Origin of the sequence: Streptomyces sp. NPDC029526 (assembly GCF_040637405.1) — a bacterium.
In the GTDB taxonomy this organism is placed as follows: domain Bacteria; phylum Actinomycetota; class Actinomycetes; order Streptomycetales; family Streptomycetaceae; genus Streptomyces.
The window spans coordinates 119,362-143,391 of sequence record NZ_JBEZWE010000011.1 but is presented as its reverse complement, the minus strand read 5'-3'; the positions used below and the strand labels follow the sequence as shown (position 1 = coordinate 143,391).

The window sequence follows — 24,030 nt, the reverse complement described above, 5'->3', positions numbered from 1 at the left end:
GGCAACAGGAAGAAGGGGGCCGCATCGATGCACCTGCGACACCTTAACGCATTGGGTGAGGAATGGTGCCGCGTGAACCCCGATCACGAATCTAGCCGAGAAGAAATCGAAAAGATCTGGAAGCACGAAATCGGCAGCAGCGTTTCAGCGGCAACCTCACTGCAAACAGAGTAGCAGGATTCACACCGGAATGAAGAACAAGACGGCCAATTCGACACTCATTCTGACATCGAGCCTCGCTCTCTTGTCACTCACCATCTCCGGGTGCAGTGCAGCTGGGTACGAAATCCCTTCCGAGATCTGCGGCCGGAAGATCGACCCCCCTTCACTCGGGCCTTTGCTGCCTTCGGGGGCGAAATTCGAGGCGGAGCACACGATAGATGACGATCTTGAGTCTGCGTGCCACATCTTCGTGGACAAGTCCGACACACTCGCCATCAGCGAGCTTCGCAACCAGAACAGATTCGACGTCATGGAATTTGTTATGGCGGATGCCCGTCTTTTCAATAACCCCAGAAAGTCAGCCGTGGGGGACGATACCGTAACTTCCGACGACTGGCTGATATCAATGAACGCATGCACGGGGCATGGAAAAATGGACTATTACGTCGTGGACGTGACCTTGGCAACAAAGGCCAGCGAGGAAACGTCAAGGCACCTTGAGCAGTTCATTCGATCATACCTTCCTGAAGGCATGAAGAAGATGGGTTGCACGGAGTGAGCCAGAACATCTGACCGGTCACTCTACTAGGAGCTCGCAACACCATTATGATCGGGCCTTCTGAGGCGTCGTCGGCAGATCAGACCGCAGGCAGGGAGAAAAACGCGACGTGCAGTTCGGTGCAGCGTTCGTTCCAGCGGCCAGCGAGGCATGTGAGCTGGTGGAGCAGGGCGGAGGTCTGCTCCACCAGCTCACACGCGCTTGCCAATGCCCTTTATGTTCGGTGGGCCTTGCGGGAGATAAGCGGCGGGGCCGGGCAACTGCGGAGTTCAGCGCGGTTGGGGGTTCCAGTCGTAGCCCTTGCCGCAGACGTGCACCAGACCGCCAGTGATGCGGACACCGACGAAGGGCCACTCAACTACGAAGACCTGCTGAAAGTATCCAAGCAGATTTCACGTGACCAACATGCCTACGGCATGCTGATGGAGAGCGTTGCTCAAGCCATTATTGCTGACATTCACGCCGAGCACCAAGGCAATCCAAAAGAGGAACTTGTCCGAGCCGGCGAAATGGGCCTATCACGGCTTCGGGGGCGCGGCCAACTTCATCCCGGTGGTCGGTGACGCCGTACAGCGAGGAGCGGATGCGGCGGCCTACGCCTGGCAACAAGACGAAGAAGAGCGCATCGAAGGCAAACGGGAACTGGACAATAGGAGCAACTTCAGCGTACGCGTAGAACAACTCAACGAGTTCTGCGCGGAATGGGCTCGCGCGAACCCCGATCACGAGTTGGCATTGGAGGGCGATTGGCGTTCACTGCAGGGCGAGATCGGGAACAGCGCCTTCAATGGGAATGACACCGCCAACAGAGTGGCCGGAATCACTCCCAAGTAAGTGCGACCGAGACGAGATCCGAAAACTGAGAGCACCCAACGGGAACGATTCACGAATGAAATGTGATGAACTAAGGACACCGATTCTGCTGACGTTGGGTCTCGCACCTCTCCTCGTCTTCCTCACCGGATGCGAAGCGGCCACCAATTACACGATCCCCGACGCCGTCTGCGGCAGGAAAGTAGACCCGTCCCTCCTGGCCCCCCTACTGCCCTCAGGTCAAAAGTTCGAGGCTCGCCAGGAGTCAACCAAGGAGAACGCATCAGAGTGCGTCATCTACGTGGACGACGCCATGGCACTCAGGATCAACGAGATGCGTGACCAGAATAAATTTGACATATGGAAATACTCCAGGAGATACAACAACCCGGTGAAGTCCGACGCCGGCGAGGTCGCCTTGAACTCTGACGACTGGCTCATTGCGATGAACCCCTGCCCCAGGCGGGGAAAGTATCACATTCTGGACGTCATCATATCCGCCGGTGCAGTCGACGAAGCGAAAACTCGCGAACTGGAGCGATTCGCCAAGGCCTACCTGCCGGAAGGAATGCTGAATATGGGATGCACGAAATGACATTCTCCGACGGCGGCACACATTGCACACATTTCACTGGACCAGCACAATGACGTGGGGGGCGCCCACCCACGGGGGAACAGCATGAAAAATACGCGTCAAGCAGACCAGCGTAGTCACGTCAGAACGCACACCAGATCCCGACGTTCCGCTTTTCTGCTGTCGCCGACTCTCGCATTGTCGCTCCTTTCCATAGCCGGATGCAGCAACTCTACCGCATACGAACTCCCCCATGAGATCTGCGGCAGACAAATTGATCCTGTCGCACTGCAACCACTGTTGCCTTCCGGTCAGCAATTCGAGGCCGTAGCCGGAAATGACGATCACGTGCAGTCCATGTGCCGCATATCCGTGGACAACGATACATCTCTCATACTCCAGGAGCACCGACGCCAGAATCGATTCGACGTCTGGGATTTCGTTGTCGATGACGATCCCGACAGCGCAAAAAACCCAAAGAAGGCTGCGGTCGGCGACGACACCGTAACCACCGATGACTGGCTCATCTCCATGAACGCCTGCACCGGATACGGAAAGCAAGATTACTACATCCTGGATGTGATCTTGGGCGTGAAAACGGACGAGCCAATGCATCAGGAACTCGAAGACTTTGCCAAGTCGTATCTACCGGAAGGAATGAAGAAAGCAGGATGCACGCTGTGAGTGCAAGCCAATAACGACTCGTCGGCCGAGTTTCACGCAGTTTGGGACGACGATCGACGCCGCCCCTCCCTGCTGTCCGGCTCAGCTTCTGCATCCGCCCGCTCTGTCGGTGGTCTGAACGACACGGCATCGGCAGGCACGGGTCGGCCGACAACACGGGAGCAACCTGTACCGGGAGCGCCAGCCGTGGCTCACGCCTCAGACTCTCCCCGCCGAGGAGGGGGCGCGTACCGTGCACCCGGTGAGGATGGCGTTGCCCGCTCCCCTCAACGAAGAAGCCCAGCTCAGAGATAATCCGAGCCGGGCTTCCGATGGAGCCGCCTTCGGGATTCGAACCCGAGACCTACGCATTACGAGTGCGTTGCTCTGGCCATCTGAGCTAAGGCGGCGCGCTGTCGGCACCATGGTGCGATCGACAACGACGGTAAGTCTACACAGTTCCGAGGGGTGCTTCGCACACGCCCTGGCGACGGGGTCAGGGCCCCCAGGGCGCAGGCGCGGCTACCGGCAGCGCTTGCCGTCGGCCGGCGGGGTGCCGTCGACGAGGTGGGCGTTGATCGCGGCGTCGATGCAGGCGCTGCCCCGGCCGTAGGCGGTGTGGCCGTCGCCGTCGTAGGTGAGGAGGCGGGCGGTGTCGAGCTGGGCGGCCAGGGCCTCGGACCAGCGGTAGGGAGTGGCCGGGTCGCGGGTGGTGCCGACGACGACGATGGGGGCGGCGCCCTTGGCCTCGATCCGCTGCGGCTGCCCGGTGGGCGCCACCGGCCAGTAGGCGCAGTTCAGGGCGGCCCAGGCGAAGCCCTCGCCGAAGACCGGGGACGCCTTTTCGAAGTCCGGCACCGCCTCGCGCACCTGCTCCGGGGTCTCGAAGGCCGGCGGGAGGTCCAGGCAGTTCACGGCCGCGTTGGCGAACATCAGGTTGGAGTACTTTCCGTCGGCGTCGCGCTCGTAGTAGCTGTCGGACAGGAAGAGGAGTCCGGCGCCGTCGTTCTCCTTCATGGCCGAGGTCAGCGATTCGCGCAGTTGCTGCCAGGCGCCCTCGTCGTACATCGCGGCGATCACGCCCATCGTGGCCAGCGACTCGGTGAGCCGGCGGCCGTCGGCGTCGCCGGTGGGCAGCGGCTTGGTGTCCAGCTCGTCGAAGAAGGCCTTGAGGTTCTTGCCGGCCTGCTCGGGGGTGGTGCCCCGGTCACCGAGCGGGCAGTCGGTCTGCCGGACGCAGTCCTCGGCGAAGGCGGTGAAGGCCGTGTCGAAGCCGGCCGTCTGCTCCTTGTTGAGCTGCCGGGCTGGTAGGGACGGGTCCATCGCGCCGTCGAGGACCAGGCGGCCCGTCCGGTGCGGGTACAACCCGGCGTACGTCGCGCCGAGGAAGGTCCCGTACGAGGCGCCGACGTAGTTCAGCTTCTCGTCGCCCAGCGCGGCGCGGACGATGTCCATGTCACGGGCCGCCTCCACGGTGGACAGGTGGCGCAGCAGCTTCGGGGCGTCCGCTCCGCAGCCCTCGGCGAACTTCTTGAAGGCCGTGACCAGGGCCTCCGTCTCCTTGTCGTCGTCGGGCGTCAGGTCGGTCTGCGTGTACGCGTCCATGCCGGGCCCGTCCAGGCACTCGACGGGTTCGCTGCGGGCGACGCCACGGGGGTCGACGGCGACCATGTCGTAGCGGGCGCGGACCTCGGCCGGGTAGCCGATGCCCGCGTACGCCTGGAGGTAGCCGATCGCCGAGCCGCCCGGTCCGCCGGGGTTCACCAGGAGGGAGCCGAGCCGCTCCCCCGGTCCGGTGGCCTTCTTGCGGGCGACGGCGAGGCGGATGTCACCGTCGGCCGGTTCGGCGTAGTCCCGCGGGGCCCGGACGGTGGCGCACTGGAAGCCGGGGACGCCACAGTCACGCCAGGCCGGCTTCTGCGCGTAGTACCGGGTGAGCGAGGCGGGAACGCTGCGCGGCAGCGGGGCCAGGGTGGGCGCCTCCTCCGCCGCCGACGCGCCGGCGCTCGTCGACGTCGCCCCGGCGGAACAGCCGGCCAGCAGCAGGGCGACGGCCGCGAGCACGGTCGCCCCGGTGCGCAGGCGGGCTCCGCCGGTGCGCCGGTCTTCGGGGGACCTGCCGGTCCTCCCCGTGCGGGGGCCGGGGCCGCGGCGGCCGGTCCGTCCGGTGTCGCCGCTGGTGCTGGGGGTCGGGCCGGTCGTGCGGGGGGTGCGCCGTGGGTCCATGCCGCGAGGGTAACGGTGTGCGACGGCGTGAGTGCTGTGTGTACGCGTCGTGCCTCGTACGAGTTACTGCCTGCCCGCCCCGGTGGGGTGGTGTGCGGTGCGTGCGCGGAGCTCCCCGGGGGGCGCCGCCTCGTCAGCCGGCTCTGAGGGCCATGGTCATCGCCTCCACCGCCAGCAGCGGCGCCACGTTGCGGTCGAGCGCCTCGCCGCAGGCGGCGATCGCCTCGATGCGGCGCAGGGTGGACTCCGGGGTGCTGGAGCGGGCGAGGCGTTGCAGGGCGTCCTCGCTGTCCGTGTTGGCGAGGGCGACGCGGGAGCCGAGCTGCAGGGCGAGCACGTCGCGGTAGAAACTCGTCAGGTCGGTCAGGGCGAGGTCGAGGCTGTCGCGCTGCGTCCGCGTTCTGCGGCGCTTCTGCATGTCCTCCAGTTCCTTGACGACACCGGCCGTACCCCGCGGGAGCCGGCCGCCCTGGGCCGCGCCGAGGGCGGCCTTCAGCTCGTCCGTCTCCTTGGTGTCCATCTCCTCGGCGAGCTGCTTCGCGTCCTCCGCCGCGGCGTCCACGAGTTCCTGGGCGGCCTTCAGCGCGCCGCCGACGTCCTCCACGCGCAGCGGCAGCTTCAGGACGGCGGCGCGGCGGGCGCGGGCCGCGGGGTCGGTGGCCAGGCGACGGGCCCGGTCGACGTGTCCCTGGGTGGCCCGGGCCGCCGCCGCGGCGACCTCCGGTTCGACGCCCTCCCGGCGCACGAGCATGTCGGCGACCGCGTCGACGGAAGGGGTGGTGAGGTTGAGGTGGCGGCAGCGGGAGCGGATGGTCGGCAGGACGTCCTCGACGGAGGGGGCGCAGAGCAGCCAGACCGTGCGGGGCGCGGGCTCCTCGACCGCCTTCAGGACGGCGTTGGCGGACTTCTCGTTCAGCCGCTCCGCGTCCTCGACGAGGATGACCTGCCAGCGGCCGTTCGCCGGGGCGGTGAAGGACTTCCGCACGGTGTCGCGCATGTCCTTGACCAGGATCTCCGAGCCGACGGCGGCCACCGTGCTCACGTCGGCGTGGGTGCCGACCAGCGCGGTGTGGCAGCCGTCGCAGAAGCCGCAGCCGGGAGACCCGCCGAGCGCGCGGTCGGGGCTGACGCACTGCAGGGCGGCGGCGAAGGCCCGCGCCGCCTGGTTGCGTCCGGCGCCGGGAGGGCCGGTGAACAGCCAGGCGTGCGTCATCTTCGACGCCTCGGGCGGCGGGGCGTCGGCCGCGGCGGCGGTGACGAGCGCGTCGGCGTCGCGGGCGGCCGCGTCGAGCTGTGCGCCGACCCGTTCCTGCCCGACGAGGTCGTCCCACACGGTCATGGGGTCACGCCGTCCTTCCGTTCCGACGCGTCACACCGCGTCCCTGCGTCTTCTGCAACTCGTGCGTCCACCGCATCCACGACGTCCGCTGCGTCCCCTGCGTGTACTGAGGGAACCCCGGCCACGCGCACGGTACGGCTGCTGCCTCGCACCGGCCGCACGGTCTACGGGGTCCATTGTGCGGGGCGGCACCGACAGCGAGGGCACGGGCAGCAACAGCGCAGGCACGGGCAGCGCAGGCACGGGCAGGGGGCCGCCCGCTTCGGGTGGCGTCCGACGCCCGTCGTGGCATGGTGCTCCGTGCTCCGTACCCCGTGGTCCGTGGTCCGTGCTCCGTGCTCCGTGCCGCGACGGGTGCCGTCGGCCGGCCGCCGCCACGCGCTCAGCGGCGTCGCCCGCGCCCTCTGCCGCCCTCGCCCTCGTCACCGGGGCCGTCGTCGTGCGGGCCCAGCAGTTCGTCGGCCAGCGTGGGGAGGTCGTCCAGCGGGGTCTCCTCGGCCCAGTCCGAACGCTTCCGTCGCCGCCTGGATGCCTTCTCGGCCTCCACCCGCGGCAGCTCGCGCGTGCTGTCGACGGCGCCGGCGGACGCATCGGGACCGTCCTGGGCGCGCTCGTCGCGGAAGCGGCCCAAAGGCGTCCGGTCGTCGCCGCCCGCACCACGCGCCGCCGGGCCGTCACCGGGCACCGGCGGCAGCACGGCCGTCTCGTCCGCGGCACCGGGCGGTACGGCGGGCAGGACCTCCGTCTCGTCGGCGGCGCCGGGCGGGGTCGGCGGGACCGGCGGCTTCGGCAGCTCGGCCGTCACCTCGGCCTCCCGCACCCCGGCACCGGGGCCCTCGTCGTCCCGCACACGGGGCAGCACCGCCGTCTCGTCGACCGGCCCGCCCGGGGTGTGCGCCGGTGCCGTCGGTGAGACCACCGGCGTCGGCACGGTCATCGCGTCCGCTCCCGCGTCGCGCGGCCAAGCGCCGGGGGTCTGCGGATCCGGAGCGGCGTCCGGCACCTGCTTCCTCGGGCCCGCCTCGGCCGCCGCAGCCGCCTGCTCGGCGAGCCGCCGGGCCTCCTCGGCGCGGCGCAGCGCCTCCTCGGCCTTGCGCTGCTTCTCCAGGCGCAGGGCCTCGGCCTCGGCGCGCAGCCGGGCCTCCTCCTCGGCCTCCTTGCGGCGGCGTTCCTCCTCGGCCTTGCGGCGGGCCTCCTCCTCGGCGCGCGCCTTCTCCTCCGCGAGGAGCCGCCGCCGCTCCTCCTCGGCGCGCCGCGCGGCTTCCTCGGCCCGGCGCCGGGCCTCCTCGGCCTGCCGCTCGGCCTCGCGCCGCTGGGCCTCCTCGAGTTCGCGCCGCTTGCGCTCCTCTTCCTCGGCGCGCAGCCGGGCGAGCTGCTCCTGGCGCTCGCGTTCGAGGCGCTCCTCCTCGGCCTTGCGCGCCGCTTCCTCCTCCGCCTTGCGGCGGGCCTCCTCCTCGGCCTTGCGCCGGGCCTCCTCGCGGGCCCGGATCTCCGCCTCGGACAGCGGCAGCACCTGGTCCAGCCGGTGCCGGACGACCGTGGTGACCGCCTCCGGCTCCTGACCGGCGTCGACCACCAGGTAGCGGCCGGGGTCGGCGGCGGCCAGGGTGAGGAACCCGGCGCGGACCCGGGCGTGGAACTCGGCGGGCTCCGACTCCAGCCGGTCCGGGGCCTCCGTGAACCGCTCGCGCGCGGTCTCCGGAGCCACGTCCAGCAGCACCGTGAGGTGGGGGACGAGCCCGTCGGTCGCCCAGCGGTTGATGCGGGCGATCTCGGTCGGGGAGAGGTCCCGTCCGGCGCCCTGGTAGGCCACCGACGAGTCGATGTAGCGGTCCGAGATGACGACCGCGCCGCGCTCCAGGGCGGGCCGTACGACGGTGTCGATGTGCTCGGCGCGGTCCGCCGCGTACAGCAGGGCCTCCGCGCGGTGGGAGAGTCCGGCGCTGGAGACGTCCAGGAGGATCGACCGCAGCCGCTTGCCGACCGGCGTCGCTCCCGGTTCGCGGGTGAGGACGACCTCGTGGCCCTTGCTCCTGATCCAGTCGGCGAGGGCTTCGGCCTGCGTGGACTTCCCGGCGCCGTCGCCGCCCTCCAGGGCGATGAAGAAGCCGCTCGTGGCGGGGGTCGGCGCGGGGTCGTCGCCGCCGAGCAGCGCGTCGCGCAGGTCCTGCCGCAGCGGCACGCCGGAGCGGTCGTCGACCTTGGCCAGGACCAGTGCGGCCACCGGCAGCAACAGCGCGCCCACCAGCATGAGGGTGAACGCGGCGCCGCCGTGGGCGAAGACGAAGCGGCCGTTCTCCAGACGGTGGGGGCCGATGAGGGCGGCCGTCACCGGGGCGACGACCGCGCCGAGCGCAAGGAGGACCCGGACCACCGCGTGCAGGTGCTCCGTCGTACGGGCTCGGCGCTGCTCCTCGGTCTCCTGGTCGAGCAGGGTGTGTCCGACGTTGGCCGCGGTGCCCGCGCCGGCCCCGGCGAGGACGAGGATCAGCAGCACCGTGGTGACGTCCGGCACGAGTCCGGCGGCCAGCAGGGCCAGGCCGGTGAAGGCGAGGGCCAGGGCGAGCAGCCGGCGCCGGGACAGCGACGGCAGGAGTGAGGGCGCCGTGCGGATGCCGGCCACCACACCGCCGGTCAGCGCGGCCACCATCAGGCCGAAGAGCACGGGGCCGCCGCCCAGGTCGACGGCGTGCAGCACGGCCACGGCGACGGCGGCCGACACGGCCGCGGCGACGGACCCGGAGGCGAGCACCAGCAGGGGCATCGCACCCGTGCGGCCCCTCTCGGAGCCGGCGGCGCTCTTCGGACGGCGGAGGCCTTCGAGCGGCGACCGCGGGCGCGGGGTGCGGCTCGCGGGCAGTTCGAGGAACGTCAGGACGGACAGCGACGCGGCGAACAGGCCGGCCGCGACGTACGAGGCGAGGGCCGCCTGGTGGGTGTCGAACCAGGCGATGCCGGTGCCCAGCAGGTTGTTGAACAGGCCGGCGACGACGAGCGCGACGGCCGCCAGCGGGACGGCGAGGAAGCCCGTGCGCAGCGACAGCCTGCGCAGGGCGTCCAGGTGGTCGGGGAGCGGTCGTATCGACGCGCCCTCGGGGGGCGGGGCGGGCAGCAGGGAGGGCGCGGCGCTCTCCCGGCACACGGTCCAGAACCGCTCGGCGACCCCGGTCACGAAGACGGTGACGAGGAGGGCGGCCAGGGCCTCGTCGGGCGTCCAGTCGATCCACAGGGGAGCCACGATGAGCGCCAGGGCCCTCAGGCCGTCCGCGCCGACCATGGTCCACCGGCGGTCCAGCGGGCCGTCCGGTGCGGTGAGCGACGTCAGCGGGCCCAGGAGGACGGCGCCGAACAGCAGCGTCGCGAGGATCCGCACGCCGAAAACGGTCGCCACTGCGAACGCCACGCCGCGGTAGCCGCCTCCGAAGGAGCCCTCGGCCACGGCTGCTTGGACGGCGAGGAGCACCAGCACCAGGAGGGCGAGGGTGTCGCCGACACCGCCCACGAGTTGCGCGCTCCAGAGGCGCTTCAACTGCGGTCGGCGCAGCAGGGCACGGACGGCGCGCTCGCGGGAGTCCGCGACCAGGGCGTCGTCGGGGGCCGGTTGAGGGGCCGTGGGCTGCTCGGCTCGCGTCATGCGTTCAGCCTATCGGCCCGCACCGACAGCCCGGAGGGCCCTCGTGACATGCGCACGCCCCGATGTCGCGGTGATGCCGGGGCGTTCGCATTCCGAACTCCACGGAGCGGTTTCCGTGGGACGGGACCCCGTTCCACACGGCGGAGGACTCGGACGACGCCCAGGGGACCACGCGCGACGCCGGGAGGACCTCGGGCGCCCCCGGACGACCACGAGCAGCGCCCGGAGGAGCAGGAGCGGCCCCCGGACGACCACGAGCGGCGCCCGGAGAAGCAGGAGCGGCGCGGGCCGGTGCGCCGCGCCGGCGCCCGCGCGCCCGCGTCAGTCCTCCGTCGTGGCCTTCTTCGCCGCCGCCGTCTTGGCGGTGGCGGTCGTCTTCTTCGCCGCCGTCTTCTTGGCGGTGGCGGTGGTCTTCTTCGCCGCGGTCTTCTTGGCGGCCGTGGCCTTCTTCGCCGGCGCCTTCTTGGCCGCCGTCTTCTTGGTGGTCTTCTTCGCCGCCTTCTTGGCGGGGCCCTTGGCCCGCTTCTCGGCGAGCAGTTCGAAACCGCGCTCGGGGGTGATCTCCTCGACGCTGTCGCCGGAGCGCAGGGTCGCGTTGGTCTCCCCGTCGGTGACGTACGGGCCGAAGCGGCCGTCCTTGACCACCACCGGCTTCTCGCTGACGGGGTCGGTGCCGAGCTCCTTCAGCGGCGGCTTGGCGGCCGCCCGGCCACGCTGCTTGGGCTGGGCGTAGATCGCCAGGGCCTCCTCCAGCGTGATCGTGAAGATCTGCTCCTCGCTCTGCAGCGACCGGGAGTCCGTGCCCTTCTTCAGGTACGGCCCGTAGCGGCCGTTCTGCGCGGTGATCTCCTGACCCTCGGGATCCGTGCCTACCACGCGGGGCAGCGACATCAGCTTGAGGGCGTCGTCGAGGGTCACCGTGTCCAGGGACATCGACTTGAACAGCGACGCCGTCCGCGGCTTCACCGCGTTCTTGCCGGTCTTCGGCGTGCCCTCGGGAAGGACCTCCGTCACGTACGGGCCGTAGCGGCCGTCCTTGGCGACGATGGTGCGGCCGGTCGCCGGGTCGGTGCCCAGCTCGAAGTCCCCGCTCGGCTTGGCGAGCAGTTCCTCGGCCAGCTCGACGGTCAGCTCGTCGGGCGCCAGGTCCTCGGGGATGTCGGCGCGCTGGTGCTGCTCGCTGTCCTTCTCCCCGCGCTCGATGTACGGGCCGTAGCGTCCGACCCGCAGCACGATGCCGTTGCCCACCGGGAACGACGACACCTCGCGTGCGTCGATCGCGCCCAGGTCGGTCACCAGCTCCTTGAGACCGCCGAGGTGGTCGCCGTCGCCGTTCCCGGCGTCGGCAGCGCCGCCCCCGCCGGTGCCCTCGCCGAAGTAGAAACGCCTCAGCCACGGCACCGCCTGGGCCTCACCGCGTGCGATGCGGTCGAGGTCGTCCTCCATCCGGGCGGTGAAGTCGTAGTCGACGAGCCGGCCGAAGTGCTTCTCCAGCAGGTTGACCACGGCGAAGGAGAGGAAGGACGGCACGAGCGCCGTGCCCTTCTTGAACACGTAGCCGCGGTCGAGGATCGTGCCGATGATCGACGCGTACGTCGACGGGCGGCCGATCTCCCGCTCCTCCAGCTCCTTGACCAGCGAGGCCTCGGTGTAGCGGGCCGGGGGCTTGGTGGCGTGACCGTCGACCGTGATCTGCTCGGCGGTCAGGGCGTCGCCCTCGCGCACCTCGGGCAGGCGGCGCTCGCGGTCGTCCAGCTCGGCGTTCGGGTCGTCCGCGCCCTCGACGTACGCCTTCAGGAAGCCGTGGAACGTGATCGTCTTGCCGGACGCGCTGAACTCGGCGTCCCGGCCGTCGGCCGCCGTGCCGCCGATCTTCACGGTGACGGAGTTGCCCGTCGCGTCCTTCATCTGGGAGGCGACGGTCCGCTTCCAGATCAGCTCGTACAGGCGGAACTGGTCGCCGGTCAGCCCGGTCTCGGCCGGCGTACGGAAACGGTCGCCCGACGGGCGGATCGCCTCGTGCGCCTCCTGCGCGTTCTTGACCTTGCCCGCGTAGGTGCGCGGCTGCGGGGGCAGGTAGTCGGCGCCGTACAGCTGCGTGACCTGGGCGCGGGCGGCGGCGACCGCCGTCTCGCTCAGCGTCGTCGAGTCCGTACGCATGTAGGTGATGTAGCCGTTCTCGTACAGCTTCTGCGCGATCTGCATGGTGGCCTTCGCGCCGAAGCCCAGCTTGCGGCTCGCCTCCTGCTGCAGCGTCGTCGTACGGAACGGCGCGTACGGCGAGCGGCGGTACGGCTTGGACTCGACGGAGCGCACGGCGAACCGCGTGTTCTCCAGGGCGGCGGCCAGCGCGCGGGCGTTCGCCTCGTCGAGGTGGAGCGTGTTGGCGTTCTTCAGCTGTCCCAGCGAGTCGAAGTCGCGCCCCTGTGCGACCCGTCGTCCGTCGACGCTCTGCAGGCGTGCGACCAGCGACGACGGGTCGGAGACGTCACCCGCGCGACCGGCCGGGCCCGCCCCCGCCGGGGAGAAGGTGCCGGTCAGGTCCCAGTACTCGGCCGAGCGGAACGCGATGCGCTCGCGCTCCCGCTCCACCACGAGCCGGGTGGCGACGGACTGCACGCGGCCGGCCGACAGCCGGGGCATGACCTTCTTCCACAGGACCGGCGAGACCTCGTAGCCGTAGAGGCGGTCGAGGATGCGCCGGGTCTCCTGGGCGTCGACCAGGCGCTGGTTCAGCTGGCGCGGGTTGGCCACGGCGGCCCGGATCGCGTCCTTGGTGATCTCGTGGAACACCATGCGCTTGACCGGGATCTTCGGCTTCAGCACTTCCTGCAGGTGCCAGGCGATGGCCTCGCCCTCGCGGTCCTCATCGGTGGCGAGGAAGAGTTCGTCCGACTCCTTCAGCAGGTCCTTGAGCTTCTTGACCTGAGCCCGCTTGTCCGCGTTGACCACATAGATCGGCTGGAAGTCGTGGTCGACGTCCACACCGAGCCGACGGACTTCACCGGTGTACTTCTCGGGGACCTCGGCAGCGCCGTTGGGAAGGTCACGGATGTGCCCGACGCTCGCCTCGACGGTGTAGCCAGGGCCGAGATAGCTCTTGATCGTCTTCGCCTTGGCAGGCGACTCGACGATGACGAGTCGGCGGCCGCCGTTCGCGGTCTCGCTGGTCGGGGACAACTTCGCTCTTCTCTCCGGTCGACGCTCAGCCTTCCCCAGGCGGTCTCCCGGGGGATCTGGTCATGGTGACGCTGCGGAGTGTGACGGTACATCCCGCCCCCGTGTCAAACGGGAAAAGCCCGCAACGGCCACTCGAACGGTAACCCGACTACCACCGTTCCTGCCGCCCGGACCGTTCAGAGCCCGCCGATCCCCATGCGGAGCGCCACCTGCCGGTTACTCGCGGCCACGGCCGGTTCCGGCCCTCAGAGGCGCGTGAGACACCATGCGCCGAGGGCCAGACAGACCACGGCGACGGTGGTGGCGACGGCGACCGAGGCCAGCGGACCGGCCCCGTGGGCCACCGGCCGGTGCTGCCGGGCGCGGGTCGCCGTCCACACCAGCAGGGCGGCTCCGAACAGGCAGAACACCAGTCCCGCGAAGATCGCCGGTCCGCTCTCCATGTTTCCCCGAGTCCCTCGTCCACGTCCGCCGAAGCCTGCCTCGGAGGGAGGCTGACACGCACGGACGGCGGACAGACGAACCCGAGATGAACGCGCGGCCGAGGCCAGGGAACGCCGACGGTCCGGGCCGGTTCTCGGCCGGCCGGCACGTGCGAAATTCGCCACGGGGTCGGCGGGAACCGTGGGTGACACAGGCAACTCCCACCCGACGGCACGGCAGGGCACGGCAGGGGGCGGCACGGCGCGGCACGGCGCGGCACGGCAGGGGGCGGCACGGCAGGGGGCGGCACGGCAGGGCGCGCCGCTCCCTCCCGGCCGGCCTCCCGGGGAGCCGCACCTCTGGAGAGCCGCGCTCCCGGACCTTCGGGATCTCGCTGAGCCGGGATCCCGGCAACGGGCATCTGCGGGAGACGGCACCGCAGTGAGCCGGCGCCTCAGGGAGCAGGCGCCTCAGGGAGCCGACGACCGATCGGGGCCGCCCCTCGACGGCCACCTGGTCGGGGCCGACGTCCGGGCACACCGGCCGGAGGCGCCACCGAAGCCACCGACCCTCCGGCTAACCCACCGGCTCCAGGAACCCCTGTTCCACCAGCAGCCGGATCTGCGCGGGCGTACGGTCCCGGAGCACGACCGGGTCCTCCCCCAGCAGCTGGGCGATGGCGTCCAGGATGCGGCCCGCGCTCATCGTGCCGTCGCACACCCCCGCGAAGCCGGCGCCGATCGTGTCCACCCGGGTGGCACGGCGCATGCCCCGGTTCTGGCGCAGCACGACGTGCTCGGGGTCCTCGGCGCCGGGCAGACCCACCTGCTCCTGCACCACCTCGGCGGCGAGCCGGAAGCGGTCCTCCAGCAGCGCCGCGTCGTCGTGCGATCGCAGGTAGTCGAGCCGGTCGAAATGGCCCAGGACCGTGTCGCCGAGCGGTTGCTCGACCGGGTGCGGCCACTCCTCCACCGTGATCGCGGGCACCGCCGATGCCGACTTCCGCAGGGTGATCCAGCCGAAGCCGACGGCCTTCACCTTGCGCGCCTCGAACTCGTCCAGCCACGCGTCGTACCGCGCCCGGTACTCCGCGCCGTCGCCCCGATGGTCGCCCGCGTCGCGCAGCCACAGCTCGGCGTACTGGGTGATGTCCTGCACCTCGCGCTGCACGATCCAGGCGTCGCACCCGCGGGGCACCCATGACCTGAGTCTGTCCTGCCAGTCCTCCCCCTCGACGTGCTGCCAGTTGGCGAGGAACTGCGCGAACCCTCCGTCGTTGAGCCGTTCCCCCGCCTGCTGAACGAGCGTGCGGCACAGATCGTCCCCGCCCATCCCGCCGTCCCGGTACGTCAGCCGGGCGCCCGGTGAGATGACGAACGGCGGGTTGGAGACGATCAGGTCGTACCTCTCGTCGTCACGGACCGGCGTGAACAGCGACCCCTCCCGCAGATCGGCCGCCGGCACACCGGAGAGGGCCAGGGTGAGGGCGGTGATGTGCAGCGCGCGCGGGTTGACGTCGGTGGCCGTCACCCGGGTGGCGTGCCGGGCGGTGTGCAGCGCCTGGATGCCGGATCCGGTGCCGAGGTCGAGCGCGGAGCCGACCGGCGTACGGACGGTGATGCCGGCCAGGGTCGTCGACGCGCCGCCGACGCCGAGGACGACGCCCTCGTCCCTGCTGCCGATGCCTCCGGCGCCGCCGACCGCGCAGCCGAGGTCGGACACGATGAACCAGTCCTCACCGTCCGGCCCGCCGTACGGCCGGATGTCGACGGTCGCGGCCAGCTCGTCCGCGGCGGCCGGTGCCTGCGCGTCCGTCCGCCGCAGCCAGCCGTTCTCCAGGCACAGGTCGACGGGCAGGACGGAGGCAACACGCGCGTGCGGGACGGGCTGTTGCAGCAGGAACAGCCGGACGAGCGTCTCCAGCGGGGTGTCCCCGCGGGTCGCCCGGAGAGCGGGCACGGTCTCGCTGCGGGCCAGGGCGGCGTAGGCGGGGGCGCCGAGCAGGTCGAGCAGGCCGTCCGCGGTGAAGGAGGCACCGAGGAGGGCGTCGCGCAGCCGTGCGGCGGCGTCGGGTCGGTCGGACGGGGGCAGGGGCGGCAGGCCGGCGTTAATCACGCACCCCATTGTGGCCGCCGCCCCGGCCCTGTCACCGCCGCCCGGCGCCAGTACGCCCCCGCGCGGCGGAGGAGGCGCGACGGACGACGCGGTTCCGCGCCGCGGAGGGCGGGGGCGCACCACGGGAGACGCGTTCCGGGAGGCGCATCCCAGGAGGCGCGCACCACAGGAGGCGCGTTCCCGAGGGCATCCCTGTGGCCCGTCCGCGCCTACCGGGAGGGTCGGCCGGGAGGTCGTCCGAGGAGGAACTCCCGGGCCCCGTTCGGCGATGCCCCTTCCCTCACCGGCGGGACGTGTCCTCCCGTCGCACGGGCCCGTCACCGTCCACAGTCGACCGCTCCCGGGCGGTCCGGCAGGGACCGCCCGCCGCACCACTCGCCGAAGGGCAACCCTTGCGATCGTCGGCTCGCCCTCCGGCAGAAGGGCCGACGCTCACCGGTCAGCTCACACCCGAAGGAGGGGCAACCCGGGCGCGGTCGTCGCCTCACCCGTCACCGGAGAGGCATGCTGCCGGTCCCCGGACCGCGGGAGAGCGACACGGTCATGACCGTGGCCGTGGCCGTGGCCATGACCCGGGCCAGGATCCCGACCCCGTACCCGGGCCACGGTCCCGACCCGGTCCCGGCCCCGGTCCCGATCCCGGTCGCGCGATCGACCGTCCGCCGCCGGGTCCCGGCCGAGCCGTCCGCAGGTCAGCTCTTCGCTGCGGGCGCGGTGGCCGTCTTGCAGCTGGGCTGGCGGGACATGGCCTCGCCAACCTCGCCCTCCTCCAGCGTCCGCAGGGCGTCGTTCCCGCTCTTGCTGAGCTTGTCCAGCTCGGTGGCGATGTCCTTCAGGCCGTCGGCGAACTTGGCCTGGTCGTCGGTGTCGAGCCCGTCCACCTGCTTCTTCAGGTCGGCGTAGGAGGTCGAGATGCCGTTCAGCTCCTTGACCGCGTCCTGCTGCTTCTTCTCGCCGTTCTCCACGTCCGGAGCACCGGCCTTGTTCACGGCGGAGCCGATGGCCTTGTAGGCGTCGGACATGTCCTGGAACGCCTTGGAGTCGGTCTTCTGGACCTCCTCGGGCGTGCTGTTGTCCGAGGTCTCCTTCTGGATCGCGGCGTTGGCGGACTCGATCTTCTTGGCCTGCGGCTGCACGGCGTCGCAGACCTCCTTCGCCCAGGCGTCCAGCTTCTCGTTGCCGTCGTCGCCGCCGCACCCCGTCAGCGCCAGTACCAGTACCGCACCGCCGGACAGTGCGGCCGCGAGCTTCTTGTTCACCGGATTGGTCCCTTCCATGGCTCTCGGCCCCGGAACATACACGCCATATGGACGACACCCACCCGCCGGGCGACCGGTACGACACTTTTGAAGCCGTTTGCACCAAGCGAGAGAAGGCTCACGACCCCGGCGCCCTCCGCACGGCGCGGGCGGGCGGCGCGTCAACGCGCGCCACCCGCCCGCACCTTGGGATCAGGACCGGCTGCAGCCCCTACGAAACCACCGCCGGGTCCGCCGACTTGGGTTCCGGTTCGGAGTCGTCCCCGTCCCCCATGGCGATCCCGCGCCGCTTCGACACGTAGACCGCGCCGACGATCACGGCCGCGGCGAGGACCGCGATCAACACCCGCACGCCGACGCTGCGGTCGGCTCCGTAGGAGAACTTGATGACCGCGGGCGCGATGAGCAGCGCGACGAGGTTCATCACCTTCAGCAGGGGGTTGATCGCGGGGCCGGCGGTGTCCTTGAAGGGATCGCCGACGGTGTCGCCGATGACCGTGGCCTCGTGCGCCTCGCTCCCCTTCCCGCCGTGGTGGCCGTCCTCGACGAGTTTCTTCGCGTTGTCCCACGCGCCACCGGAGTTGGCGAGGAAGACGGCCATCAGCGTGCCGGTGCCGATGGCGCCCGCGAGGAAGGCGCCGAGGGCCCCGACCCCGAGGGTGAAGCCGACGAGGATCGGCGCCATCACCGCCAGCAGGCCGGGGGTGGCGAGTTCCCGCAGGGCGTCCTTGGTGCAGATGTCGACGACCTTGCCGTATTCCGGTTTCTCCGTGTAGTCCATGATCCCGGGCTTCTCGCGGAACTGCCGCCGCACCTCGAAGACCACCGCGCCCGCCGACCGCGAGACCGCGTTGATCGCCAGTCCGGAGAAGAGGAAGACGACCGCCGCGCCCACGATCAGGCCGACGAGGTTGTTCGGCTGGGAGATGTCCATCATCAGACTCATCGGCGCGCCCTCGCCGCTGAGTCTCTCGCCCACGTCCCGGGCGCCGGTGGTGATGGCGTCACGGTACGAGCCGAAGAGTGCAGCCGCCGCGAGCACCGCCGTGGCGATGGCGATGCCCTTGGTGATGGCCTTGGTGGTGTTGCCGACCGCGTCCAGGTCGGTGAGGACCTGGGCGCCCGCGCCCTGGACGTCGCCCGACATCTCGGCGATGCCCTGGGCGTTGTCCGAGACCGGGCCGAAGGTGTCCATCGCGACGATCACACCGACCGTGGTGAGCAGTCCGGTACCGGCGAGCGCCACCGCGAACAGCGCCAGCATGATCGACGTACCGCCCAGCAGGAACGCCCCGTACACCCCGAGGCCGATCAGCAGTGCGGTGTAGACGGCGGACTCCAGGCCGAGGGAGATGCCGGCGAGCACCACGGTGGCCGGGCCGGTGAGCGAGGTCTTGCCGATGTCCCGCACGGGTCGCCGGGTGGTCTCCGTGAAGTACCCGGTGAGCTGCTGGATCAGGGCGGCGAGCACGATGCCGATCGCCACGGCGACCAGGGCGAGCACCCGGGGGTCGCCGTCCTTGCCCTGGATCGCGGTGTCGGTGACGCCGTCGAGGTCGGCGTAGGACGACGGGAGGTAGGTGTACACCGCGATCGCGACGAGCACGAGGGAGATCACCGCGGAGATGAAGAAGCCGCGGTTGATCGCGCTCATGCCGCTGCGGTCCGACCTCCGGGGAGCCACCGCGAAGACACCGATCATCGCGGTGAGCACGCCGATCGCCGGGACCATGAGCGGGAAGGCGAGCCCGGCGTCACCGAACGCGGCCGAGCCGAGGATCAGCGCGGCGACGAGGGTGACGGCATAGGACTCGAAGAGGTCGGCCGCCATGCCCGCGCAGTCGCCGACGTTGTCGCCCACGTTGTCGGCGATGGTCGCGGCATTGCGCGGATCGTCCTCCGGAATGCCCTGCTCGACCTTGCCGACCAGGTCGGCGCCGACGTCGGCGGCCTTGGTGAAGATGCCACCGCCGACCCTCATGAACATGGCGATGAGGGCGGCGCCGAGGCCGAACCCCTCGAGCACCTTCGGCGCGTCGGCCGCGTACACCAGCACCACGCAGGACGCGCCGAGCAGGCCGAGTCCGACGGTGAACATGCCGACGACGCCACCCGTACGAAAAGCGATCTTCATCGCTTTGTGGGAGACGGCGGTGAGGTCCTTTTCCGGTTCGCCTTCCGCCGGTGTCGCCTCCCGGGCCGCCGCGGCGACCCGCACATTACTGCGCACGGCGAGCCACATGCCGATGTATCCGGTGGCCGCCGAGAACGCCGCTCCGATCAAGAAGAACACCGACCGTCCGGCACGCTGATTCCAGTCGTCCGCGGGCAGCAGCATGAGCAGGAAGAACACGACCACGGCGAATACGCCCAGCGTGCGCAACTGGCGTCCCAGATAGGCGTTGGCGCCCTCCTGGACCGCTGCCGCGATCTTCTTCATGCTGTCGGTGCCCTCGCCGGCCGCGAGCACCTGGCGCACCAGGACTCCCGCGACCACGAGCGCTGCCAGGGCCACGAGCCCGATGACGACCACGAGCACGCGGTTGTCGTCGGTCAGCACGGCGGCCGCGAGGGATGTGGGTCGGCCCGACTGATATGAGATGGAAAGCCCCGCCATTCGTCCTCCTTGACGCTTGGGCTGAGCTCAAGATGTGGACGGGATTCTAGGTACCGGAACCTGATCAAAACAGAGTGCGTTAAATGTAAATGGCCGGTGCGCACTCTCACCTGAAGATCGAGAAACGGCCTGGGACCTGAAATCGGTAATGCCCTTGAGGCATTCGGTCGATCGTTTGTGCATTTCAGCCTGTGCCGCAGCCGGTCGTGAAGGAATTCACGCGATCAACGGCACAGGGATCACTGTAGGCGCGGGTACCGGCACCCGCACACGCTGAAGGGCCCCACGAGGGGGCCCTTCAGGAGCAACGATCACCCGGACGAGTGAAGCAGCGAGGCTGCGACGACAGTGGCCCGGCGGGCAGGTGCCCGAGGGGCACGGCCCGGTGGGACCAGACCGGCGGAAACAGCTTGGTGGGCGGCGGCCCGGCGGGCAGGTGCCCGATGGGCACGGCTCGGCGGACACGGCTTGGTGGGCGGCGGCCCGGCGGGCAGGTGCCCGATGGGCACGGCTCGGCGGACACGGCTTGGTGGGCGGCAGCCCGGCGGGCAGGTGCCCGATAGCCAGCGGCCCGGTGGTCAGCCGAGGTGGGTGGCCGGCGGCGCGGTGGGCCACCTCATGCGGATCGATCCGCCGTGCTCCCCGGCGCTGACCTCGACATCGTCGACGAGACCGCTGATGACCGCGAGGCCCATCTCGTCCTCCCCGGTCTCCACGCCCCCGTCACCGCCGTCGGCGAGCTCCTCGCCAGGAGCGGCATGGGGGATCTCGTCGCCGACCTCGATGGAGAACTGCTTCTCCTCCTCGATCAGCAGGACCTTCACGGGCGCGGAGATGCCCCCGTTCCGGTGGAGTCCCACAGCACGTGAGCACGCCTCGCCGACGGCCAGGCGCACCTCGTCGAGGACGGCCTCGTCCACCCCGGCCCTGCGCGCCACCGCCGCCGCCACCAGACGGGCGGTCCTGACGTGCTCGGGCAGCGCGCTGAAGCGGAGTTCAACGGTGGCCATGCATCCCCCTCGCGACTTCGGGCGTGCTGTGGAGAGACCGGACCGCCGAAGAGCCCGGTCCTCTCGGACTTCACTCCTGCCGCCCGGGCACGGGGCCCGGGCGGTCGGTCAGTCGGTCGCCGCCACCGCTTCCTCGACCGAGGTGTGGATGGGGAACACCTTGGTGAGACCGGTGATGCGGAAGATCTTGAGAATGCGCTCCTGGTTGCAGACCAGGCGCAGCGAGCCCTCATGGGCACGCACACGCTTCAGGCCGCCGACCAGCACGCCGAGTCCGGTGGAGTCGAGGAAGTCCACACCTTCCATGTCGACGACAAGGTGGAAACTGCCGTCGTTCACCAGCTCGACCAGCTGCTCGCGCAGCTTTGGCGCGGTATATACGTCGATTTCGCCACCGACCCTGACGATCGTGCGATCGCCCATGGTCTCGGTCGACAGGGACAGGTCCACGGATCCTCCAGCACCTAGCTATCGAGCGGTCGCCCTTGGGGCATCTCGGCTCAGCCCCCGGGACGGTTCGCCAGCCGCGATGGCATTCAATCACTTACCGGCAGGCGTGCACGACGCCTTGGCCCCATTGTCCGTCACGCCAGTGACACACTCGGTGCCGATGGCCAAGAATCACCGATCCGATCGACCCCCCGTGGACACCGCGTCCCGGCCCGCGCCGGACGCGGTCCTCGACCGGCTCGCGTCCGGTCCGAGCCGGGCTTCGCGCATTACTCATACGGAGCACTTGCCCCCGCGTGAGGGTCGCCATGCCGTCTGGCCGGACCGGATCCGCGCGGAGGTCGTCGCCGCCGTGCAGGCCGCGGGCATCGAGCATCCCTGGGCCCACCAGGCACGGGCCGCAGAGCACGCCCTGGACGGCGAGTCGGTCGTGGTCGCCACCGGCACGGCCTCCGGGAAGTCGCTCGCCTACCTCACCCCGGTCCTGTCGACCCTGCTGGACGGTGCCGAGGCCCCGAACGGCCGCGGTGCCACCGCCCTGTACCTCGCCCCCACCAAGGCGCTCGCCGCCGACCAGTGCCGGGCTGTGAAGGAACTTTCACGTCCGCTGGGCCATTCGGTGCGCGCCGTGGTGCACGACGGCGACACGCCGTTCGAGGAACGCGAGTGGATCCGCCAGTACGCGAACTACGTCCTGACCAACCCGGACATGCTGCACCGCGGCATCCTCCCGTCCCACTCCCGCTGGTCCTCCTTCCTGAAGGCCCTGAAGTACGTCGTCATCGACGAGTGCCACACCTACCGGGGCGTCTTCGGCTCCCACGTGGCCCAGGTGCTGCGCCGGCTGCGCCGCCTGTGCGCCCGCTACGGCGCCGCGCCGGTGTTCCTGCTCGCCTCCGCGACCGCCGCCGAGCCCGCCGTCGCGGCCCGCCGCCTCACCGGCCTGCCGGTGGTCGAGGTGGCCGACGACGCGTCACCGCGCGGTGAACTGGTGTTCGCGCTCTGGGAGCCTCCGCTGACCGAGCTGCACGGCGAGAAGGGCGCCCCCGTCCGCCGCACGGCCACCGCGGAGGCCGCCGACCTGCTGACCGACCTCACGGTGCAGGGCGTCCGTTCGGTCACCTTCGTGCGCAGCCGGCGGGGCGCGGAACTGATCTCCGTGATCGCGCAGGAACGCCTCGCCGAGGTCGACCGCTCCCTGACCGGGCGGGTCGCCGCCTACCGGGGCGGCTACCTCCCGGAGGAACGCCGCGCCCTGGAGCGTGCCCTGCACTCGGGCGAACTCCTCGGCCTCGCCGCCACCAACGCCCTGGAACTGGGCGTCGACGTCTCCGGCCTGGACGCCGTCGTCATCGCCGGATACCCCGGCACCCGGGCGTCCCTGTGGCAGCAGGCGGGACGCGCGGGACGGTCCGGGCAGGGCGCCCTCGCCGTGCTGGTCGCCCGCGACGACCCCCTGGACACCTTCCTGGTGCACCATCCCGAGGCGCTCTTCGACCAACCGGTGGAGTCCACCGTCCTCGACCCCGACAACCCCTACGTGCTCGCCCCGCACCTGTGCGCCGCGGCCGAGGAACACCCCCTGACGGACGACGACATCGACCTGTTCGGCCCGGCCACCACGGACCTCCTGCCGCAACTGGAGGCTGCCAAGCTGCTCCGCCGCCGGACACGGGCCTGGCACTGGACCCGCCGGGAGCGGGCCGCCGACCTGACCGACATCCGCGGGGCGGGCGGGCGGCCGGTCCAGGTCGTCGAGGCCGATACCGGCCGTCTGCTCGGCACCGTCGACGCGGGCGCCGCGCACACCACGGTGCACGAGGGCGCGGTCCATCTGCACCAGGGCCGGACCTACCTGGTCCGCTCCCTGGACCTGGAGGACTCCGTCGCCCTGGTGGAACAGGCGAGCCCTCCGTACACGACGGTCGCCCGTGACACGACGTCGATCTCCGTACTGGAGACCGACACCGAGATCCCCTGGGGCGAGGGACGCCTCTGCTTCGGCTCGGTCGAGGTCACCAACCAGGTGGTCTCCTTCCTGCGCCGGCGGGTGATGACCGGGGAGGTATTGGGCGAGACGAAGCTGGACCTGCCTCCCCGGACGCTGCGCACCCGGGCCGTCTGGTGGACCGTCACCGAGGACCAACTCGACCGGGCGCGGATCAACCCCGAGATCCTCGGCGGCGCCCTGCACGCCGCCGAGCACGCCTCGATCGGCATGCTGCCGCTCTTCGCGACCTGCGACCGCTGGGACATCGGCGGCGTCTCGGTGCCCCTCCACCCCGACACCCTGTTGCCGACCGTCTTCGTGTACGACGGCCACCCGGGCGGTGCCGGCTTCGCCGAGCGGGCCTTCCACACCGCCCGCTCCTGGCTGACGGCCACCCGGCAGGCCATCGCGTCCTGCGAGTGCGACGCCGGTTGCCCGTCCTGCATCCAGTCCCCCAAGTGCGGCAACGGCAACGAGCCCCTGCACAAGCGCGGTGCGGTGCGTCTCCTCACCGTCCTGCTGGCTGAGGCTCCGGGCGAGACGGATGCGGTGACGGCGGATCCGGGGACGACCGATCCGGGCGGGACCGATCCGGGCGGGACCGGGGAGACGGCTACGGCGGTGAGGGTGGGTGAGACGGCTATGGCGGCGGGGACCGGGGAGACGGCTGCTGCGGTGAGGGCGGTCGAGACAACCAGGACGGCCGGAACGGCCGGAACGGCTGGAACGGCTGGAACGGTGGGGCCGGCGGGGTTGGCGGAGCCTGCGTCGGCGCAAGCCCTGGAGTCGGCCGCTGCGGGTGACGCTGACCCGGAGGAGGCCGCTTCAGGGGAGGCTGTTCCACAGGACTCGGGGGCAAGGTCGGCGGGGGCAGAGGCGGCGGAGACGGCGGAGGCAGGGGCGAAGGTGTCGGAGGCGCCGGCGCCGGCGGGCGAGCAGAGCGGGCGGGTGTCTGCCGAAGAGCAGCCTGAACGCCTGCCTGCCGAGGAGGAGCGGGAGTAGGCCGAGCCCGTGCC

The 24,030-nt window shown here is 70.7% G+C and carries 15 protein-coding genes and 1 tRNA gene; 5 read left to right on the top strand and 11 right to left on the bottom strand.

Features of this window, described 5'->3' with window-relative positions:
- The first annotated feature begins 190 nt into the window (after positions 1-190).
- From AB0F01_RS22435 to AB0F01_RS22420, 4 genes are all read left to right on the top strand, one after another.
- Positions 191-721 (top strand): hypothetical protein, encoded by a 531-nt coding sequence (locus tag AB0F01_RS22435; protein WP_362098498.1) that lies wholly within the window; start codon positions 191-193, stop codon positions 719-721.
- A gap of 432 nt (positions 722-1,153) precedes the next feature.
- Positions 1,154-1,555 carry a hypothetical protein gene (locus AB0F01_RS22430; protein WP_362098496.1) on the top strand — a complete coding sequence of 134 codons (402 nt, stop codon included), beginning with the start codon at positions 1,154-1,156 and terminating at the stop codon, positions 1,553-1,555.
- 55 nt (positions 1,556-1,610) lie between these two features.
- A complete protein-coding gene (locus tag AB0F01_RS22425; protein WP_362098494.1) occupies positions 1,611-2,129 on the top strand; it encodes a hypothetical protein in 519 nt (172 codons plus the stop codon).
- Between the two features lie 84 nt (positions 2,130-2,213).
- Positions 2,214-2,792, top strand: coding sequence for a hypothetical protein (locus tag AB0F01_RS22420; protein ID WP_362098491.1), 579 nt, complete (start codon positions 2,214-2,216; stop codon positions 2,790-2,792).
- A 312-nt stretch (positions 2,793-3,104) separates the two neighbouring features.
- On the opposite strand, the gene AB0F01_RS22415 is transcribed toward AB0F01_RS22420, so the two are convergent.
- From AB0F01_RS22415 to bldG, 11 genes are all read right to left on the bottom strand, one after another.
- Positions 3,105-3,181: transfer RNA gene (locus AB0F01_RS22415), tRNA-Thr, on the bottom strand.
- A gap of 112 nt (positions 3,182-3,293) precedes the next feature.
- Positions 3,294-4,997, bottom strand: a complete 1,704-nt coding sequence (locus tag AB0F01_RS22410; RefSeq protein WP_362098488.1) for an alpha/beta hydrolase — start codon at positions 4,995-4,997, stop codon at positions 3,294-3,296.
- A gap of 133 nt (positions 4,998-5,130) precedes the next feature.
- A complete protein-coding gene (locus AB0F01_RS22405) occupies positions 5,131-6,336 on the bottom strand; it encodes a DNA polymerase III subunit delta' (RefSeq protein WP_362098485.1) in 1,206 nt (401 codons plus the stop codon).
- A 382-nt stretch (positions 6,337-6,718) separates the two neighbouring features.
- Positions 6,719-9,970 carry a dTMP kinase gene (tmk, locus tag AB0F01_RS22400; protein ID WP_362098482.1) on the bottom strand — a complete coding sequence of 1,084 codons (3,252 nt, stop codon included), beginning with the start codon at positions 9,968-9,970 and terminating at the stop codon, positions 6,719-6,721.
- Positions 9,971-10,291: 321 nt separating this feature from the next.
- The gene (topA, locus tag AB0F01_RS22395) at positions 10,292-13,150 is read right to left on the bottom strand and encodes a type I DNA topoisomerase (protein ID WP_362098479.1); all 2,859 of its coding nucleotides are present in this window, start codon (positions 13,148-13,150) and stop codon (positions 10,292-10,294) included.
- 245 nt (positions 13,151-13,395) lie between these two features.
- Complete coding sequence (locus AB0F01_RS22390) at positions 13,396-13,593, bottom strand: hypothetical protein (RefSeq protein WP_362098476.1); 198 nt, start codon at positions 13,591-13,593, stop codon at positions 13,396-13,398.
- Positions 13,594-14,149: 556 nt separating this feature from the next.
- A complete protein-coding gene (locus tag AB0F01_RS22385; RefSeq protein ID WP_362098473.1) occupies positions 14,150-15,697 on the bottom strand; it encodes a methyltransferase in 1,548 nt (515 codons plus the stop codon).
- Between the two features lie 683 nt (positions 15,698-16,380).
- Positions 16,381-16,965, bottom strand: coding sequence for a small secreted protein (locus AB0F01_RS22380; RefSeq protein WP_362098470.1), 585 nt, complete (start codon positions 16,963-16,965; stop codon positions 16,381-16,383).
- A 193-nt stretch (positions 16,966-17,158) separates the two neighbouring features.
- Positions 17,159-19,564 carry a sodium-translocating pyrophosphatase gene (locus tag AB0F01_RS22375; RefSeq protein WP_362098468.1) on the bottom strand — a complete coding sequence of 802 codons (2,406 nt, stop codon included), beginning with the start codon at positions 19,562-19,564 and terminating at the stop codon, positions 17,159-17,161.
- A 578-nt stretch (positions 19,565-20,142) separates the two neighbouring features.
- A complete protein-coding gene (locus tag AB0F01_RS22370; protein WP_362098465.1) occupies positions 20,143-20,574 on the bottom strand; it encodes an ATP-binding protein in 432 nt (143 codons plus the stop codon).
- A 108-nt stretch (positions 20,575-20,682) separates the two neighbouring features.
- Positions 20,683-21,024 (bottom strand): anti-sigma factor antagonist BldG, encoded by a 342-nt coding sequence (gene bldG, locus AB0F01_RS22365; RefSeq protein WP_003991900.1) that lies wholly within the window; start codon positions 21,022-21,024, stop codon positions 20,683-20,685.
- Positions 21,025-21,310: 286 nt separating this feature from the next.
- On the opposite strand from bldG, the gene AB0F01_RS22360 reads away from it, so the two are divergent.
- The gene (locus AB0F01_RS22360; protein ID WP_362098462.1) at positions 21,311-24,016 is read left to right on the top strand and encodes a DEAD/DEAH box helicase; all 2,706 of its coding nucleotides are present in this window, start codon (positions 21,311-21,313) and stop codon (positions 24,014-24,016) included.
- Positions 24,017-24,030 lie beyond the last annotated feature (14 nt).

Excerpts from the sequence above, each read along its gene's own strand:
- AB0F01_RS22435 (WP_362098498.1), top strand. The coding sequence starts at position 191 with ATGAAGAACAAGACGGCCAATTCGACACTCATTCTGACATCGAGCCTC.
- AB0F01_RS22425 (WP_362098494.1), top strand. The coding sequence starts at position 1,611 with ATGAAATGTGATGAACTAAGGACACCGATTCTGCTGACGTTGGGTCTC.
- AB0F01_RS22420 (WP_362098491.1), top strand. The coding sequence starts at position 2,214 with ATGAAAAATACGCGTCAAGCAGACCAGCGTAGTCACGTCAGAACGCAC.
- AB0F01_RS22410 (WP_362098488.1), bottom strand. The coding sequence starts at position 4,997 with ATGGACCCACGGCGCACCCCCCGCACGACCGGCCCGACCCCCAGCACC.
- AB0F01_RS22405 (WP_362098485.1), bottom strand. The coding sequence starts at position 6,336 with ATGACCGTGTGGGACGACCTCGTCGGGCAGGAACGGGTCGGCGCACAG.
- tmk (WP_362098482.1), bottom strand. The coding sequence starts at position 9,970 with ATGACGCGAGCCGAGCAGCCCACGGCCCCTCAACCGGCCCCCGACGAC.
- AB0F01_RS22390 (WP_362098476.1), bottom strand. The coding sequence starts at position 13,593 with ATGGAGAGCGGACCGGCGATCTTCGCGGGACTGGTGTTCTGCCTGTTC.
- AB0F01_RS22385 (WP_362098473.1), bottom strand. The coding sequence starts at position 15,697 with ATGGGGTGCGTGATTAACGCCGGCCTGCCGCCCCTGCCCCCGTCCGAC.
- AB0F01_RS22380 (WP_362098470.1), bottom strand. The coding sequence starts at position 16,965 with ATGGAAGGGACCAATCCGGTGAACAAGAAGCTCGCGGCCGCACTGTCC.
- AB0F01_RS22375 (WP_362098468.1), bottom strand. The coding sequence starts at position 19,564 with ATGGCGGGGCTTTCCATCTCATATCAGTCGGGCCGACCCACATCCCTC.
- AB0F01_RS22370 (WP_362098465.1), bottom strand. The coding sequence starts at position 20,574 with ATGGCCACCGTTGAACTCCGCTTCAGCGCGCTGCCCGAGCACGTCAGG.